Source organism: Novosphingobium sp. PY1 (assembly GCF_017312445.1).
Classification (GTDB): domain Bacteria; phylum Pseudomonadota; class Alphaproteobacteria; order Sphingomonadales; family Sphingomonadaceae; genus Novosphingobium.
Genome location: NZ_BLTI01000001.1, coordinates 78066 through 92418, shown reverse-complemented (window position 1 = coordinate 92418; position 14353 = coordinate 78066). Strand labels below are relative to the sequence as shown.

General features: G+C 65.3%; 14 protein-coding genes. 7 read left to right on the top strand and 7 right to left on the bottom strand.

The genetic code is table 11. The annotated features are described in order from the left end of the window. Window positions 1–36 precede the first annotated feature (36 nt). Window positions 37–993 (bottom strand): sulfotransferase, encoded by a 957-nt coding sequence (locus J3474_RS00480; protein ID WP_207092740.1) that lies wholly within the window; start codon window positions 991–993, stop codon window positions 37–39. A 340-nt stretch (window positions 994–1333) separates the two neighbouring features. Between J3474_RS00480 and ahpC the strand changes: the two genes are divergently transcribed. Then, window positions 1334–1900, top strand: coding sequence for an alkyl hydroperoxide reductase subunit C (gene ahpC / locus J3474_RS00475; RefSeq protein WP_207092739.1), 567 nt, complete (start codon window positions 1334–1336; stop codon window positions 1898–1900). A 137-nt stretch (window positions 1901–2037) separates the two neighbouring features. Continuing rightward, window positions 2038–3636: an alkyl hydroperoxide reductase subunit F gene (gene ahpF / locus J3474_RS00470; protein WP_207092738.1), complete on the top strand. Its 1599-nt coding sequence runs from the start codon at window positions 2038–2040 to the stop codon at window positions 3634–3636. 466 nt (window positions 3637–4102) lie between these two features. Here ahpF and J3474_RS00465 read toward each other — a convergent pair whose 3' ends face one another. The 3 genes from J3474_RS00465 to J3474_RS00455 all read right to left on the bottom strand — a co-directional run bounded on the left by J3474_RS00465 (window position 4103) and on the right by J3474_RS00455 (window position 6716). Then, the gene (locus J3474_RS00465) at window positions 4103–4681 is read right to left on the bottom strand and encodes a Smr/MutS family protein (protein WP_207092737.1); all 579 of its coding nucleotides are present in this window, start codon (window positions 4679–4681) and stop codon (window positions 4103–4105) included. Continuing rightward, window positions 4678–5886, bottom strand: a complete 1209-nt coding sequence (locus J3474_RS00460) for a murein transglycosylase A (protein ID WP_376706508.1) — start codon at window positions 5884–5886, stop codon at window positions 4678–4680. The genes J3474_RS00465 and J3474_RS00460 overlap by 4 nt, the downstream gene beginning before the upstream one ends. Before the next feature lie 143 nt (window positions 5887–6029). Further along, complete coding sequence (locus J3474_RS00455; protein WP_007012232.1) at window positions 6030–6716, bottom strand: Tim44/TimA family putative adaptor protein; 687 nt, start codon at window positions 6714–6716, stop codon at window positions 6030–6032. Between the two features lie 361 nt (window positions 6717–7077). Between J3474_RS00455 and secB the strand changes: the two genes are divergently transcribed. Genes secB through trpS form a run of 3 tightly spaced genes read left to right on the top strand, consistent with a single transcriptional unit; the run spans window position 7078 to window position 10272 of the window. Beyond that, on the top strand, window positions 7078–7584 hold the full coding sequence (gene secB, locus J3474_RS00450; protein ID WP_007012233.1) for a protein-export chaperone SecB: 507 nt from the start codon (window positions 7078–7080) through the stop codon (window positions 7582–7584). Between the two features lie 48 nt (window positions 7585–7632). Next, on the top strand, window positions 7633–9234 hold the full coding sequence (gene murJ, locus J3474_RS00445) for a murein biosynthesis integral membrane protein MurJ (protein WP_207092735.1): 1602 nt from the start codon (window positions 7633–7635) through the stop codon (window positions 9232–9234). Window positions 9235–9252: 18 nt separating this feature from the next. Beyond that, complete coding sequence (gene trpS, locus J3474_RS00440) at window positions 9253–10272, top strand: tryptophan--tRNA ligase (protein ID WP_207092734.1); 1020 nt, start codon at window positions 9253–9255, stop codon at window positions 10270–10272. A 22-nt stretch (window positions 10273–10294) separates the two neighbouring features. On the opposite strand, the gene J3474_RS00435 is transcribed toward trpS, so the two are convergent. Next, window positions 10295–10951, bottom strand: a complete 657-nt coding sequence (locus tag J3474_RS00435) for an MOSC domain-containing protein (RefSeq protein ID WP_013834266.1) — start codon at window positions 10949–10951, stop codon at window positions 10295–10297. A gap of 259 nt (window positions 10952–11210) precedes the next feature. Here J3474_RS00435 and J3474_RS00430 point away from each other — a divergent pair, with 259 nt between their 5' ends. Together J3474_RS00430 and J3474_RS00425 are read left to right on the top strand one after the other, a co-directional pair. Then, complete coding sequence (locus tag J3474_RS00430) at window positions 11211–11831, top strand: DUF4136 domain-containing protein (protein WP_376706507.1); 621 nt, start codon at window positions 11211–11213, stop codon at window positions 11829–11831. A 216-nt stretch (window positions 11832–12047) separates the two neighbouring features. Further along, window positions 12048–12227 (top strand): hypothetical protein, encoded by a 180-nt coding sequence (locus J3474_RS00425; RefSeq protein WP_207092733.1) that lies wholly within the window; start codon window positions 12048–12050, stop codon window positions 12225–12227. Between the two features lie 6 nt (window positions 12228–12233). Here the strand turns inward: J3474_RS00425 and dut are convergent, their stop codons facing one another. Next, on the bottom strand, window positions 12234–12704 hold the full coding sequence (gene dut / locus J3474_RS00420; RefSeq protein ID WP_013834268.1) for a dUTP diphosphatase: 471 nt from the start codon (window positions 12702–12704) through the stop codon (window positions 12234–12236). Then, window positions 12688–14328 carry a phosphopantothenate--cysteine ligase family flavoprotein gene (locus J3474_RS00415; protein ID WP_207092732.1) on the bottom strand — a complete coding sequence of 547 codons (1641 nt, stop codon included), beginning with the start codon at window positions 14326–14328 and terminating at the stop codon, window positions 12688–12690. The genes dut and J3474_RS00415 overlap by 17 nt, the downstream gene beginning before the upstream one ends. Window positions 14329–14353 lie beyond the last annotated feature (25 nt).

Below are 14353 nucleotides of genomic sequence, written 5' to 3'. Positions count from 1 at the left end.
AGGCCGCTTCGGCGCCGCGCGAAAGTGCGGCGCGGTCTAGATCACGCGGTTCCTGACCAGCGTCTTTTCGATCGTCTTGCGCTCGACGGCAGGCATGCAGATTCCCTGGCTGGCTTCGAAAGCGGGGGGCACCCGGCTCATCGTGGATCGCCACTCAAGCTCCAGACCGTGCCCCGAAGCGAATTGCTCGAACTGTGCCAGCACGTCCCGCGGCTCGGCGCAGAAGTCCACATAGTCGATTTCGTGGAAGCGGTTCCCCGACAGACTTTCCAGAGCTTCGCGCATGGCAATTTCGGTCATGGCGACCTGCTGGGCGACATACTCAACCGGGGGTAGATCGCCGAGATCCTCAAGCCCTCGCGGAATGACGGAATAATGCCCGCGCGCGTTTCCGCAGCGTTCACGGCGCGCCTTGAGCAGCGATTGCGCCACATCCATCAGGTCGCGCCGGACGACGACGAAGAGCGCATCCGGGAAGATCGCCTCCAGCGCGGAAATCCGCAGACTGTTGCAGGGGACCTTGGACAGGAAGGGCGCATCGAACTGTTCGCTCAGGCTTGCCACGGAGTTCACCAGCCAGCGCTCACGCTCCGGATCCACTTCCTCCGGCTCAACCGCCTCGTGCGTCTCGCTCGGGAAGGCGTGCTGCCAGAAGGCGATGCCCTCGCTCGGTCCGGACGGACCTGGCGTCCTGCCGACGTAGCTGGTGAATTCGGGCGGCACGCGCCAGGCATGCGCACGCAAGAGCCTGGAAACGCGCGCATTGCTGCAGGGGAAGCGCTCGGTGATGTTATTGATGTAGGCGAAGCGCCAGACCGTCGTCATTGCCTGGTAGACAACCGTGGTTCCGGATCGTGGCAGGCCAACGATGAAGATGGGGGGATGCTGCGACCGGGCCGAGCGGACGGGCACGAATGGCGCGAGCGAGGCATCCAGCAGCCTGATGGCCGAACCGGCAGCCCCGCGCGCGAAACGCCCCAACCTGGCGCGCATGTTCAGTTCCTCATCCCCATTCACACCGCGACTCCGAAACCGCTTTTTTAATCTATAGTTACAGGGAACAGGACCGGGGCACGGAGAGTCAATTACCCGTTCGGGATAGCGGATCGGTGCCGGACGCGGCGACAGGGTAACCCTTCCGGCATGATCGCAGCGGCCGTTTTCGAGGCCCGCGAAGCGCGGGGACACGCCTTATCGATGAAATCGGTCAACTTGACTGCGACTAATCGAGCAATCCGATCAAGCCAATCGAATCATCGCGCTACAAATCGTCATGCGCAGCGCCTATCTCCGTCTCGTCCATTCAACACCCAATCTAGAGGGAAACACGACCATGGGTATCATCGGCAGCACCATCAAGCCGTTCAAGAACACCGCATTCCAGGCGGGCAAGGACTTCTTCGACGTCACCGAAGCCGACATCGCGGGCAAGTGGGCCGTGTTCTTCTTCTATCCGGCCGACTTCACCTTCGTCTGCCCGACCGAACTGGAAGACCTCGCCGATCAGTACGACGTGCTGAAGGGCATGGGCGTCGAAGTGTTCGGCGTCTCGACCGACACCCACTTCAGCCACAAGGCCTGGCACGACACCTCGGAAAAGATCGGCAAGTGCGGATACGCTTTCCTGGGTGACCAGAACCACGCGCTGACCAACAACTTCGGCGTCCTGCGCGAAGATTCGGGCCTTGCCGACCGCGCCACCTTCGTCGTCGACCCGGACGGCGTGATCCAGATCATGGAAATCACCTGCGAAGGCGTTGGCCGCAACGCGTCGGAACTCGTCCGCAAGATCAAGGCCGCGCAGTACGTGCGTGCCCACCCCGGCCAGGTGTGCCCGGCCAAGTGGGAAGAAGGCAGCGAGACCCTCGCTCCCTCGCTCGACCTCGTCGGCAAGCTCTGATTTCCTCCGGGTCGTACCGGAGAACGGCGGCCTGAGGGCCGCCTGAAGGACGCGGCTCGGGGCGGATCCCTCCCCCCGAAAGCCCCGGGCCGCGGACCTTCGCAACCTCTCCCGACATTTTCACAGGACCCAACACGATGCTTGATGAAAACCTGAAGCAACAGCTTTCGCAGTATCTCGGAATGCTGCGCGAACCGATCGAACTCGTTGCCTCGCTGAGCGACGACGCGAAGTCGGCCGAAACCCGCGACCTGCTGACCCAGATCGCCGCGCTCTCCGACAAGGTCACCGCCCATTTCGACGGCGACGACGCGCGCAAGCCCAGCTTCATCATCCGTCGTGCCTCGAACACCGAGGCATGGGTCCGCTTCGCCGGCGTTCCGCTCGGCCACGAATTCACGTCCCTGGTCCTCGCTCTGCTCTGGACCGGCGGCCACCCGCCCAAGGTATCGGACGAGGTCCTTGACCAGATCCGCCAGCTTGAGGGCGACTTCGATTTCGAGATGTATTTCTCGCTCTCGTGCCACAACTGCCCGGACGTCGTTCAGGCGCTGACCCTGATGGCGCTCTACAACCCGCGCATCACCGCCACCCTGATCGAAGGCGGCGCGTTCAAGGACGAGGTCGAAGGCCGCGGCGTCCTCGCCGTGCCCGCCGTGTTCCTCAACGGTGAGATGTGGGGCTCGGGCAAGATGAGCATCGAGGAAATCCTCGGCAAGCTCGACAAGGGCGCCGACGCCAGGACCGCGGCCAAGCTTGCCGACAAGAAGCCCTTCGAGGTGCTAGTCATCGGCGGCGGTCCTGCCGGCGCCTCGGCCGCGATCTACACCGCGCGCAAGGGCTTCAGCACCGGCATCGCCGCCGAGCGCATGGGCGGCCAGGTAATGGACACCATGGGGATCGAGAACTTCATCTCTGTTCCCTACACCGAAGGTCCCAAACTTGCAGCCGCGCTGGAACAGCACGTGGGCGAGTATGACATCGACACCATGAACCTGCTTCGTGCCGAGAAGCTGATCCCGGCCAGCGAAGTCGGCGGCTATCACGAAGTGCAGTTCTCGAACGGCGCATCGCTCAAGGCCCGTTCGCTGGTTCTCACCACCGGCGCGCGCTGGCGCAACCTGGGCGTGCCCGGCGAGGCCGAGTACCGCACCAAGGGCGTGGCCTATTGCCCACACTGCGACGGCCCCCTGTTCAAGGGCAAGCGCGTGGCGGTGATCGGCGGCGGCAACTCGGGCGTCGAGGCGGCGATCGACCTGGCCAATATCGTCGGCCACGTCACCCTGATCGAGTTCGACGCCAGGCTGCGCGCCGACCAGGTCCTGCAGGACAAGCTGCGTTCGATGAAGAACGTCGACATCCTCGTCTCCGCCCAGACCACCGAGGTCACCGGCGACGGCGAGAAGGTCAACGGCCTGACCTACAAGGATCGCGACAGCGGCGAGGAACACCACGTCGAGCTCGAAGGCGTCTTCGTGCAGATCGGACTGGTGCCCAACACCGAGTGGCTCAAGGACTCGGGTCTCGAGATGACCCGCTTCGGCGAGATCGTGATCGACGGCAAGGCGGCGACCAACCTGCCCGGCGTCTTTGCCGCAGGCGATGCCACCACGGTGCCCTACAAGCAGATCATCATCGCCATGGGCGAAGGATCGAAGGCGGCGCTCTCCGCATTCGACTACCTGATCCGCAACGAGGCACCCGAAGAGATCGCGCAGGCCGCCCAGGCCGCCTGATCGCGCAGCAGCGGTGCCCGGATCATCCGGCGCACTGCACTGGATAACCGGAACGGGCGGGGATCGCAGGGTCCTCGCCCGTTCCTGCGTTCCGGCTTACATCCGGTGGAAGCGAAGGCTCGCCCGCCGGCCTGTGACTTGCAGGAAATGAGCATAGGGACCGGCGAAAAAAATGACGCTGAAATCGCGCAGGTCACATAAAAATAATGCAAACCGCTCCGGTTGAAAATTTCGCAATCTTCGTATATACTTCGCCACATGACCAACAATATATCGGACTTTCACCGCTTTACGTATAGAGAAGACAAATTCCATGAACTTCGCGACTATTGCGAAGACCATGGCATCTGGATTTGCCAGTCCCTGAGAAGATCTGGCCCCATGACTTACGCGCTCGCAAGAACTGACGCAGTCGCGTCGGATCTGCACAGTCGATTCGGATGAATTTGACTGGACCCTTTCGGGTTCAGCGCCTTCTTTTCAACACCACGTAGATAGCCCCCTGCCCGCCATGGCGGCGATGCGCGCCGCGAATGGCGACGATGTCGGAGGCATGTTCACTGGCGGCCAACCAGTCATTGATCTTGGCCCTGATAGCCCCGCGCCGCTCACCGCGATCCATCGCGTCGACCGGGCGGGGTTTTCCCGTCACCACCAGAACCACGCGCGCGCCCATGGCCTTGGCCTGTCCCAGCCCATGCATGAGGCGATGATAGGCGCTGTCGAGCGTGGAGCCGTGCAGGTCCAGACTGAAGTCGGGCACCAGCGTGCCCTTGGCGATGCGCTTCTCCCATGAACCGTCGAGGTGGAGCTGCGTCTCCCCCTTCGGTTTGGGCGGCAGAGGTTTCGGCGGGAGCGGCGCTGGCACCCGCCCCTTGATCTTCTTCGGCGGCGGCACTGGCGAAGACGAGATGCTGGGCCGTTCCGCAGGCGCGGGCGATGCGACCGGCAGCGGCTTGCGCTTCTCCAGCGGCGTGACCGTGCGCGCGACGCGGGCCCACACTTCCGCCTCGTCGGGCGACAGCTTGCGGCTGGGACGCCTCATTGCGCGCCAAGTCGCTTCAGCGTCCCCTTGGGCAGGAAGATCAGCGCACTGCCCCGGCCGCTCATGCCGCCAGCGGTGAGCCGGGCCTGCTCACCTGCCCCCCAGAACGTATCGAAGCGGTTGGCGCCCTTGATCGCGCCGCCGGTGTCCTGCGCAATCCAGAGCCCGCCAGCCTCGCGGCGATCAAGGTCCAGCCAGACCGGGGCACCGAGGGGCACGAAGCGCGGATCGGCAGCAACGGAGCTGAGCGGTCGTACAGGCACGTTCAGCGCGCCAAGCGGTCCGTCGCCCGTGAGCTCCCTGAAGAAGACCCAGGAGCGGTTCTCGCGCATGAGCGCTGCGCCCTCGGCCGGGTGATCGCGGATGTACTGGATGATGCCCTGCATCGAGCCGGGATACTGCCCGGGCCCGGAACCGATCAGCCCGCGCTCGCGCATGAGGCCGCCGATACCGGTGTAGGGCTGGCCGTTCTGCCCGGCATAGCCGATCCGCACCACCGATCCGTCCGGCGCACGCAGCCGTCCCGAACCCTGGACCTGCAGGAAGAACACTTCGACCGGGTCGGCCGCCCAGCCGATTTCCAGCCCGCGGCCCATGAGCGCACCCTGCTCGATCTCGGCGCGGTCGAAATAGGGCACGAAACGGCCGTCGCGATCGTACCGCCCCAGCGGCATGCGACCGTTCTCAAGCGGCTGCGCATCGCCGGGGTTCGCCCGCACGAGGTCCGTCGGCAGGCCGTAGATCGGCACATCGTAGCCGGGACGGCGAATGCGCGAGCCCGCGATCTCCGGTTCGTAGTATCCGGTCGCGAAGGCCGATCCGTCGCCGACGCGCGCGGCCTCGAAGAACGTGGTGAAGAATTGCGGCGCGGTCGCAGGCGCCCAGCTCGCCGCAGCGACGCAGGCCTGACGCCAGTCCTCTGGCCGGGTAAGCCCGCTGCCGTCGGCGCGCACCGTCACGCGCGGGCAGCTTTCGCGGAACGAGGCCAGCGCGGAAACCGCATCGGACTGTCCGAGTCGCAGTGCGGCGATGGCGGGCCCCTGCCGCACGCCGAGGGCAAGCGCCGATTCGGCGGTCGGTAGCGCGACAGGCGGCGTCACCGGACCACTGACGCTGCCGCCCGGGATCAGTCGCACGCACGAGGCCAGCAGAAAGGCGAGCGAGAGAGCGGCGATCTTGCGCGCGGGAACGCCAGTGTTGCCCAATGCGCACTTGCCCTCTGGCGCTCTACCTGCCGTTTGAAGTCCCTGCCCCAAGACCATGCTCCCAGACGGAACGGGGCCGGTAAACCGGCCCCGCGTAGTTCAGTTTCGAATGGTCATCATTCGAGCTGCCGCGATCCTGATCCTCAGGCCGCGTCGGTCTCGTCGAGCAGCCAGTCGGGATCGGGCGAATTGACGGCGCGCGAGAAGGTCCACACGTCGACAGCTTCGATCGCATCGTCGAGCGAGCCTGCCACGACATGCCCATCCGCGTCGCGCGTAACCGCGGCGATATCCGAACGGAAGCGCAGCGTGATGCGGGCAAGACCATTGTCGATGCCGGCTGCCGTGACGGCGCATTCCTCAATGCGGATCAGGCGGTTATCCATCGTTTCGCCAGCCTCGACGCGGGCGTCGATCGCTGCCGAGAAACTCTCGTAGACGTCATCGTCGCACAGGGCGCGAAGCTCTGCCTTGTCGGCCTTCCAGAAGGCCTCGAGGATCATGCGGTAGGCACTGCGCGCGCCTTCGAGGAAGGCAAGCGCATCGAACCGGCGATCGACTTGCGCGATTTCGGCGAGGCCCCGCTCGACCGAAGGCGGGGCCAACGGCATTTCACGCAGGCGCTGGGCCTGGCGGGCGGGGTTGCGATCGTCCGTTTTGGCGTCGGGCTTGGGAGCCGGAACGCGCGCTGCACCCGGCTGCCCCTGGCGGCCTTCGAAGCGCCCCTGAATGGGCTCTTCTTCGTGCTCGGCACGACGCCCAAGCACGGAATAGAGCCGCAAGCCCAGGAAGGCTGCGATCATGGCCAGGATCACGATTTCCGGTGTCACGTTCCTTATTCCATCCCTTCTTCGCTTTGAGGGAAACCTGTAAAACAGCGATTGCGCCATGTTCCGGCAAACAACCCTTCAGGCATTCAACTCGAAGGACGAGCCCCTGTTCCAGCGATTCAACATAACCTGAGATAGGTAGCCTTTACAAATGAACAACGCGTGAGTGGCCCGGTCGGGGCATTTTTTCGCCCGTCCGTTGCCCGATAGCCCGCCGGCGACACCGATCTTCACGAAAATCCCCTGCGCGAATCCGTTCCGGAAGGCAAATTCACGCGCTTCGGGTGTTCCACAGGGGGGCAAAATGCTTTAGGCGCGCCGCCAGAGTTCATTTCAGACCTACTTGCGGGAAGACAGCAAAATGGCCGACGACGGCAACATCATCTCCGATCTCAATCTCGGCAATGGCGAGGACACCGGTCCGTCCGCGGGCATCATCACCCAGTACGTCAAGGATCTCTCGGTCGAGAACCCGAATTCGCCGCAGAGCTTCCAGTGGCAGGACCAGCCGCAGGTCGACATCCAGTTCAACATCGGCGCACGCCCGATCGACGGCGAAGTCCATGAAGTCGAACTGAAGATCACCTGCACCTCGAAGGCCGAGGCCGGCACCGCCTATGTCGTCGACCTGTCCTATTGCGCGCTCGTGGGCATGCGCAATCTCGACGAGGGCCAGGCGCACGCCTTCCTGTTCGCCGAAGCGCCGCGCATCCTGTTCCCCTTCGCGCGCCGCGTGGTTTCCGACGCCGTCCGCGATGCCGGCTTCGCGCCGCTGATGCTCGAGCCGATCGACTTCAACGGGCTCTACGTCCAGCAGCTTCAGGCTCAGCAGCAGGCTGCCGAAACCCAGCCCGCAGGCAACGCCTGACCCCTGCCGAAGCGCGGCTAACGGGCCGGATGCCGAAGGGCTGATGCCATGAGTCTCGTCCGCAACGTCGGCACGATCGGCGGCCTCACAGCCCTCAGCCGCGTCTTCGGTTTTGCCCGCGACATGCTGCTGGCCCGCGTCCTTGGCGCCGGGCTGGCCGCGGACGCGTTCCAGCTTGCCTTCGTCCTGCCCAACACCTTCCGGCGCCTGTTCGCCGAGGGCGCCTTCTCGGTCGCCTTCGTGCCGATGTACACCCGGACGCTGGCCGGCGAAGGCGGCGAGGATGCCGCCGACCGTTTCGCCAGCGACGTCCTTGCGGTCTTTGTCTGGGTCCTTCTGGGCTTTTCGGCAATCGCCATGCTGGCGATGCCGCTGATCGTCTGGCTGCTCGCGGGCGAATACCAGGCGATCCCAGGCAAGTTCGAGCTCGCGGTCACGCTCAGCCGCGTGACTTTCCCCTATCTCGGCCTCGTCAGCCTGGTGGCGATGCTCTCGGGCCTGCTCAACGCGCACTCGAAGTTCGCGCCCGGCGCCTTCGTGCCGGTGCTGCTCAACATCGTGCTGATCACCGGCATCCTCACCGGCTATTTCCTGCGCGAACACGGCGGCAGCGACGTGACGGTCGCCTGGTCGATCGCAGTCGCAGTGACGGCATCGGGCGTGGCGCAGCTCGCCTACATGGCCTGGGCCACGCGCAAGGCCGGCGTGAAGCTGAAGCTCACGACGCCCAGGTTCACTCCCGAAGTGAAGCGCCTGGGCATGCTGATCCTGCCTGCCACCTTTGGCGCGGGCGTCTACCAGATCAGCCAGTTCGTCGATACCTTCTTCGCCACTTCGCTGGCGCAGGGTTCGCTCACGCTGCTCAAGTACGCCGACCGCCTCAACCAGATGCCGCTCGGCATCGTCGGCATTGCCCTGGGCACCGCGATCCTGCCGATGCTGGCGCGCCACATCCAGAGCGATGACAGGGCCGGAGCCCAGCGCCTTCAGGCCAATGCGGTCGAAATCGCAACCCTGCTCACGCTGCCCGCGGCCACTGCGCTGGCAATCTGCGCGCCCGCCTTCGTCACGGCCTTCTTCGTGGGCGGCAAGATGACCGGCGCGAACGGGGCGATCATGGCCGACATCGTCGTGGCACTGGTCATCGGCCTGCCCTCCTACGTGCTGGTCAAGGTGTTCCAGCCCGCCTTCTTCAGCCGCGAGGACACCCGCACCCCGGTCTGGATCGCGGCCGGCGCGCTGATCGTGAACATCGCCATCAACATCGTCGTCGTGCCGATCTACGGCATCATCGGCCTTGCAGCGGCCACTGCGTTCACTTCCACGCTCAACGTGATCACGCTCTACACGATCCTGCAACTGCGCGGCTGGTTCCACTTCACCGGCAAGCTCGGCTCGCGCATCGTGCGCCAGATCATCGCCAGCGCGGCGATGGGCGCGGTCCTGTGGCTGCTCGTGCCGACGATGGCCTCGCGCTATGGGGGCAACGTGTTCGAGAAGATCTGGTCGCTCGGCGCCCTGTGCACGGCGGGCCTCGTGGTCTTCTTCGGCGTCGCCTATGTCGTCGGCGCTCTCGACAAGGACCTGCTTGCCCAGCTACGGCGTCGCCGGCCGGCCGCGAAGGCGGAACCGGTCGATCTTTCGGAATAACATCAGGCTTCATCCATCATGCGTATCGTCTCCGGCATCCAGCCCACCGGCAACCTGCACCTCGGCAATTACCTGGGCGCGATCCGCAACTGGGTGAAGATGCAGGACGACATGGCCGCGCAGGGCGGGCAGAGCCTGTATTTCCTGGCCGACCTCCACGCGATCTCGATGCCCTTCGAGCCCGAAACGCTGTCGTCAAACACCCGCGAGATGGTCGCCGCGCTGGTCGCCTGCGGCATCGACCCGGACCGCTCGATCCTGTTCAATCAGGCGCAGGTTCCCCACCATGCCGAGCTGCAGTGGCTGCTCAACGGCACGGCCCGCATGGGCTGGCTGAACCGCATGACGCAGTGGAAGGACAAGGCCGGCAAGAACCGCGAAGGCGCCTCGGTCGCGCTGTTCACCTACCCGGTGCTGCAGGCCGCAGACGTGCTGCTCTACCAGGCGACCCACGTTCCGGTGGGCGAGGACCAGAAGCAGCACCTCGAGCTTGCCCGCGACATCGCGCAGAAGTTCAACAACGACTTCGCCTCGGAAGAGAACCCGGTGTTCACCCTGCCCGAACCGATCATCCCGCCCGAGGCGGCGCGCATCATGTCCCTGCGCGACGGCACGGCCAAGATGAGCAAGTCCGACCCCTCGGACATGGCGCGCATCAACCTGACCGACGATGCCGACACGATCATGAAGAAGGTCAAGAAGGCCAAGACCGATCCCGAACCGCTGCCTTCCGAGAAGGCCGGGCTTGTGGGCCGCGCGGAAGCCGCGAACCTCGTCGGGATCTACGCGGTGATGACCGGAAGCACGGTCGATGGCGTGCTAGCCGATTTCGGCGGCGAGGGCTTCGGCAAGTTCAAGCCTGCACTGGGCGAACTGCTGGTCGAGAAACTGGCGCCGATCAATGCGCGCTTTGTCGAACTGCGCCAGGACCGCGGCGCACTCGACGCGATCCTGCACAAGGGTGCCGAGAAGGCCCGCGCCCTGGCCGTGCCGACGCTCGATGCGACCTACAAGGCGCTCGGCCTCGTCAGGGGCTGAGCGCCCCCCAGCGGAAAGGCCGTCAGCCCAGGAGTTGCGTACGCCGCCGGGCCCAGGGTTCGGCGAGCGGCGCGACATCGCCCAGTGCTTCCAGGCTCGCCCGGTCGCGCTTGTGATCGCCTGCGATGAGTAGGCCGAAGACGCGCAGCACCGTCCAGTCCGGATAGGGCCGCTGCTCGAGTGCCATGAGGTCGCCGGCAGCGACCTCGCCCTCTTCGATCACCCGGTAGTACCAGCCCGGCCGCCGGGCCCTGACGGTGCCGGCGTTGACCCGCGCACCGTCGAAGCGGTGGTCGAGCTTCCAGCATGGCTGGCGCCCCTGGCTGACCTCGACGAGTGCAGTGCCGAGCCGCCATCGGTCGCCGATGCAGACCATGTCCTCGGTCAATCCCCGGGTCGACACGTTCTCGCCAAAAGCGCCGAAGTCGTCGAGAAGCGGGTGCGCGCCGATTTCACCCCGCCAGTAGGCGTAGTGGTCGTGCGGATAGTGGTGGATCGCCTTGTCCGGCCCGCCATGCACGGCAAGGTCGGCCTGCTCGTCGCCGTCGAGGCCGAGGCGGCCGACACCCACCCTCCCTGCAACCGGACGCTTGCCGATTGCGCTCGGCTCGTCCGCGCCGCGAAAGCTGCGCACCTTGCCGCGCTGGACGGAAAGAACCGGAATGGTCAACGGGGACATCAGACTCGCCATTTGCCTTTGTCTTCCTACATATAGACCGAAGCGCGCACGCCAAGGCGGTTTGAACAAGGCCAACGGCCCGTCGCGGCTGCGCCTCCATTCAACAGCTATTCAGGCCGTTGAATCTAGTACAGTATCGCAAGGAATCGCGGGTCGCGTCAGGCGGGGCAAGACAGACCCCGCATGGATCGTGGAGAAAACCAGGATGTCACATCAATCCGGATCATTTTTAGGCAGATTGCGCTTCGTCGCCGCTGCCATGCTGCTGATGGCGGTCGCCGCCTGCGCCACGCCGTTCAAGGCGGACGTCTCGCGCTTCCAGTCCCAGCTTCCGGCCCCCTCGGGCCAGACTTTCGCCGTCGTCGCAGACGATCCCAAGCTGGCCGGCGGTCTCGAATTCGCCCAGTATGCTGGCCTCGTGCGCGATCGCATGGCCAACCTGGGCTATGTTCCGACCGAAGACCCGGCAAAGGCGGACATGATCGTGCGCTTCGACTACGGCGTCGACAATGGGCGCGAACGCATCCGTTCGACCGGCATCGGCCCGTCGTCCTACTGGGGCCCGTGGTATGGCTACAACCGCTTCGGCTACTGGGGCCCGTCGCGCTTCGGCTATTGGGGCGGACCGTGGCGCTATGGCTTCTACGACCCGTTCTTCGATGGCGGCGTCGACAGCTACACCGTCTATACCAGCGGCATCAGCCTGAAGATCGACCGCGCGGCCGACGGCCAGCGGCTGTTCGAAGGCAAGGCAGAGGCCCTCTCGACCTCCAATCGCCTGCAGTATCTCGTACCCAATCTCGTCGAATCGATGTTTACCGGATTCCCCGGGAACTCAGGCGAGACCGTGCGCATTACAGTCGCACCGGAAAAGAAGTGATCTGACAGGCTCCCTGCGAAAAGAGGGAGACACCGAGGGGCGGGTCCGCTGCGACATGCGGGCCCGTCCTTTTTTGCATCCGCTGGCTTGCCATTTGCCCACCCCCGGAGGGTGAGCTTGCTCCAGCCGATTTGCATGCCCAGTAAGACCTGCCCGCGCGGTTCATGCGTTCAGGCAGCTTGACGCGCCCGCCGCGAACCCGGACAAGCCTGAGCCATGAACACGTTCATGGCCATCATGTCGCAGCTCTTCTGGGGCGTGACCGTCGGCGCGCTTTCGGCAGCCTTCTCCTCGCTCGCCAAGGGGTTCGCGACTGTGGGCACGCTCGGCCTTGTCGGCTGGTATGGCATGAAGCGCCGCCGGGCCAGACGCGAAAGCTCCGGCAGCAACGACTGACGCAGGTCAGTTGCCGAGGGCGACGACCCCGCCGGTCGAACCGAAACCGCCTTCACCGCGCTCGGTCTCGTCGAGTTCCTCCACCGGCAGCCACGAGGCCAGCGTGACCGGCGCAAGAACAAGCTGGGCGACGCGGTCGCCGCGCCGGATTTCGAAAGGCGCGTTGCCGTGGTTGATGAGGATAGCCTTCACTTCGCCGCGATAGTCCGAATCGACCGTGCCGGGCGCATTGGCCACAGTGATGCCGTGCTTGAGCGCAAGGCCGGAGCGCGGACGCACCTGAATCTCGAATCCGTGCGGGATCGCCACGGCAATGCCCGTCGCCACGGCATGACGCGCGCCCGGCGCGATCGTCACGTCCTCGGCCGAGACGACGTCCATGCCGGCAGCGCCCGACGTCGCATAAGCGGGGAGCGGCAGCCCCTCGCCATGCGGCAGGACCTTGATCGGCACGGGAACGTTACTGGGCGAGTGCATCTGCAAACCTTTCTACGAGGATGCGCGCGACATCCTCCTTGGGCATTTCGGGGAGGCTGACGACGTCGCTGCCGGTAACGATGTGCACGGCATTTGCATCGCCGCCCATCACATCGCCAGACACGTCGTTGGCAATGATCCAGTCCGCGCCCTTCCGCTTGCGCTTCTCCTTGGCATACTGGAGCACGTTGTCGGTCTCTGCAGCGAAGCCGATCAGAAGCGGCGGCCGGTCGGGCCGCGCGGCAACGGTGGCCAGAATATCGGGGTTCTCGGTCAGCAGCAGCGCCGGCGGGGCCGAACCGCGCTTCTTGAGCTTTTCCTTGGCGGTATTGACCGTACGCCAGTCCGCGACCGCCGCGACCATTACGGCGATGTCGGCCGGGAGCGCGTTCTTCACGGCATCGGCCATTTCCAGCGCGCTCTCTACGTCGACGCGGTCGACGCCCGGCGGAGTGGGCAGGTGTACCGGCCCGGCGACCAGCGTTACGCGCGCGCCCGCTTCCGCCGCAGCGGCGGCGATCGAGAAGCCCTGCTTGCCCGAAGAGCGATTGGCGATGTAGCGCACCGGGTCGATCGGCTCCCAGGTCGGACCGGCCGTGACCAGCACGTGGCGACCGGTCAGCGGCCCTTCGACAGGGAAAGCCTGCTCCGGCGTCCCGGCCCCGCGGTGATTGTGAACCTCGCCCATGTCGGCGACCATCTCGACGCCGCCATCGAACGGTTCGGGGCGTGCAAAATCCGAGGCGCCGGTGACAAGGTGATTGATCGCGTCCGGGTCGGTCGGCGGCGCGGCGCGGGCAGCGCCCTTCCTCGATACCAGGAGCGAGGACGCAGGCGACGGCGCAACTGGCCGCGTGGCTGCGGGGTCCTCGTCATGGTGCCCGAAGGAAATCGCCTTCTTGGCCTTCTTCAGCCCGCGCGAGATCATCGAACCCGACAGTCCGCCCAGTCCCTGTCCTTCACCTTCGGAAAGATCCGCTTCAGACTCATGGAACTGCGGCTGCCACTGAAGCGGATCTTCCTGCGGTTCGGGCAGGGCCCGGCTTGGCATGTCGCCGGGCAGCGGCGCGACTTCGACGGGACCGAGGCCAAGCGCCCAGGCGATACGCTGCCAGATCGCGATCGGATCGGGCAGCCGCCCGGGTCCGAATTCGCCGCAAGCCATAGTGCCCTCGTCTGGCTCCATGACATCGACACCCGCCTCGCGCAGGGCCTGGACGTTGCGCACCGTGGCGGCATGCTGCCACATGCGCACGTTCATCGCAGGCACGGCCATCACCGGCTTGTCCGTCGCCAGCATCATCGTCGTGGCAAGATCGTCGGCAATGCCCGAGGCCATCTTGGCGAGCAGGTCGGCCGTAGCCGGGCAAACCACCACGAGGTCCGCCTCGCGGCTGAGCTGGATGTGTCCCATCTCGGCCTCGTTCTTGAGGTCCCAGAGCGTGGTATAGACCGGCTTCTCGGACAGCGCTGCGAGCGCCATCGGCGTCACGAACTTCGATCCGCCTTCGGTCAGAACACAGGTAACCTCGCCACCCTCCTTGCGGATGTGGCGGACTAACTCACAGGCCTTGTAGGCAGCAATGCCGCCGCCAATGACCAGAAGAATCCTGGGTCCACTCATCGTCGGCGCTTGTGCAACAGCATCG

What these genes read in the sequence shown, in the direction of transcription:
- J3474_RS00480 (WP_207092740.1), bottom strand. Translation starts at nt 993, where the DNA reads ATGCGCGCCAGGTTGGGGCGTTTCGCGCGCGGGGCTGCCGGTTCGGCC.
- ahpC (WP_207092739.1), top strand. Translation starts at nt 1,334, where the DNA reads ATGGGTATCATCGGCAGCACCATCAAGCCGTTCAAGAACACCGCATTC.
- ahpF (WP_207092738.1), top strand. Translation starts at nt 2,038, where the DNA reads ATGCTTGATGAAAACCTGAAGCAACAGCTTTCGCAGTATCTCGGAATG.
- J3474_RS00465 (WP_207092737.1), bottom strand. Translation starts at nt 4,681, where the DNA reads ATGAGGCGTCCCAGCCGCAAGCTGTCGCCCGACGAGGCGGAAGTGTGG.
- secB (WP_007012233.1), top strand. Translation starts at nt 7,078, where the DNA reads ATGGCCGACGACGGCAACATCATCTCCGATCTCAATCTCGGCAATGGC.
- murJ (WP_207092735.1), top strand. Translation starts at nt 7,633, where the DNA reads ATGAGTCTCGTCCGCAACGTCGGCACGATCGGCGGCCTCACAGCCCTC.
- trpS (WP_207092734.1), top strand. Translation starts at nt 9,253, where the DNA reads ATGCGTATCGTCTCCGGCATCCAGCCCACCGGCAACCTGCACCTCGGC.
- J3474_RS00435 (WP_013834266.1), bottom strand. Translation starts at nt 10,951, where the DNA reads ATGTCCCCGTTGACCATTCCGGTTCTTTCCGTCCAGCGCGGCAAGGTG.
- J3474_RS00430 (WP_376706507.1), top strand. Translation starts at nt 11,211, where the DNA reads ATGCTGCTGATGGCGGTCGCCGCCTGCGCCACGCCGTTCAAGGCGGAC.
- J3474_RS00425 (WP_207092733.1), top strand. Translation starts at nt 12,048, where the DNA reads ATGAACACGTTCATGGCCATCATGTCGCAGCTCTTCTGGGGCGTGACC.
- dut (WP_013834268.1), bottom strand. Translation starts at nt 12,704, where the DNA reads ATGCACTCGCCCAGTAACGTTCCCGTGCCGATCAAGGTCCTGCCGCAT.
- J3474_RS00415 (WP_207092732.1), bottom strand. Translation starts at nt 14,328, where the DNA reads ATGAGTGGACCCAGGATTCTTCTGGTCATTGGCGGCGGCATTGCTGCC.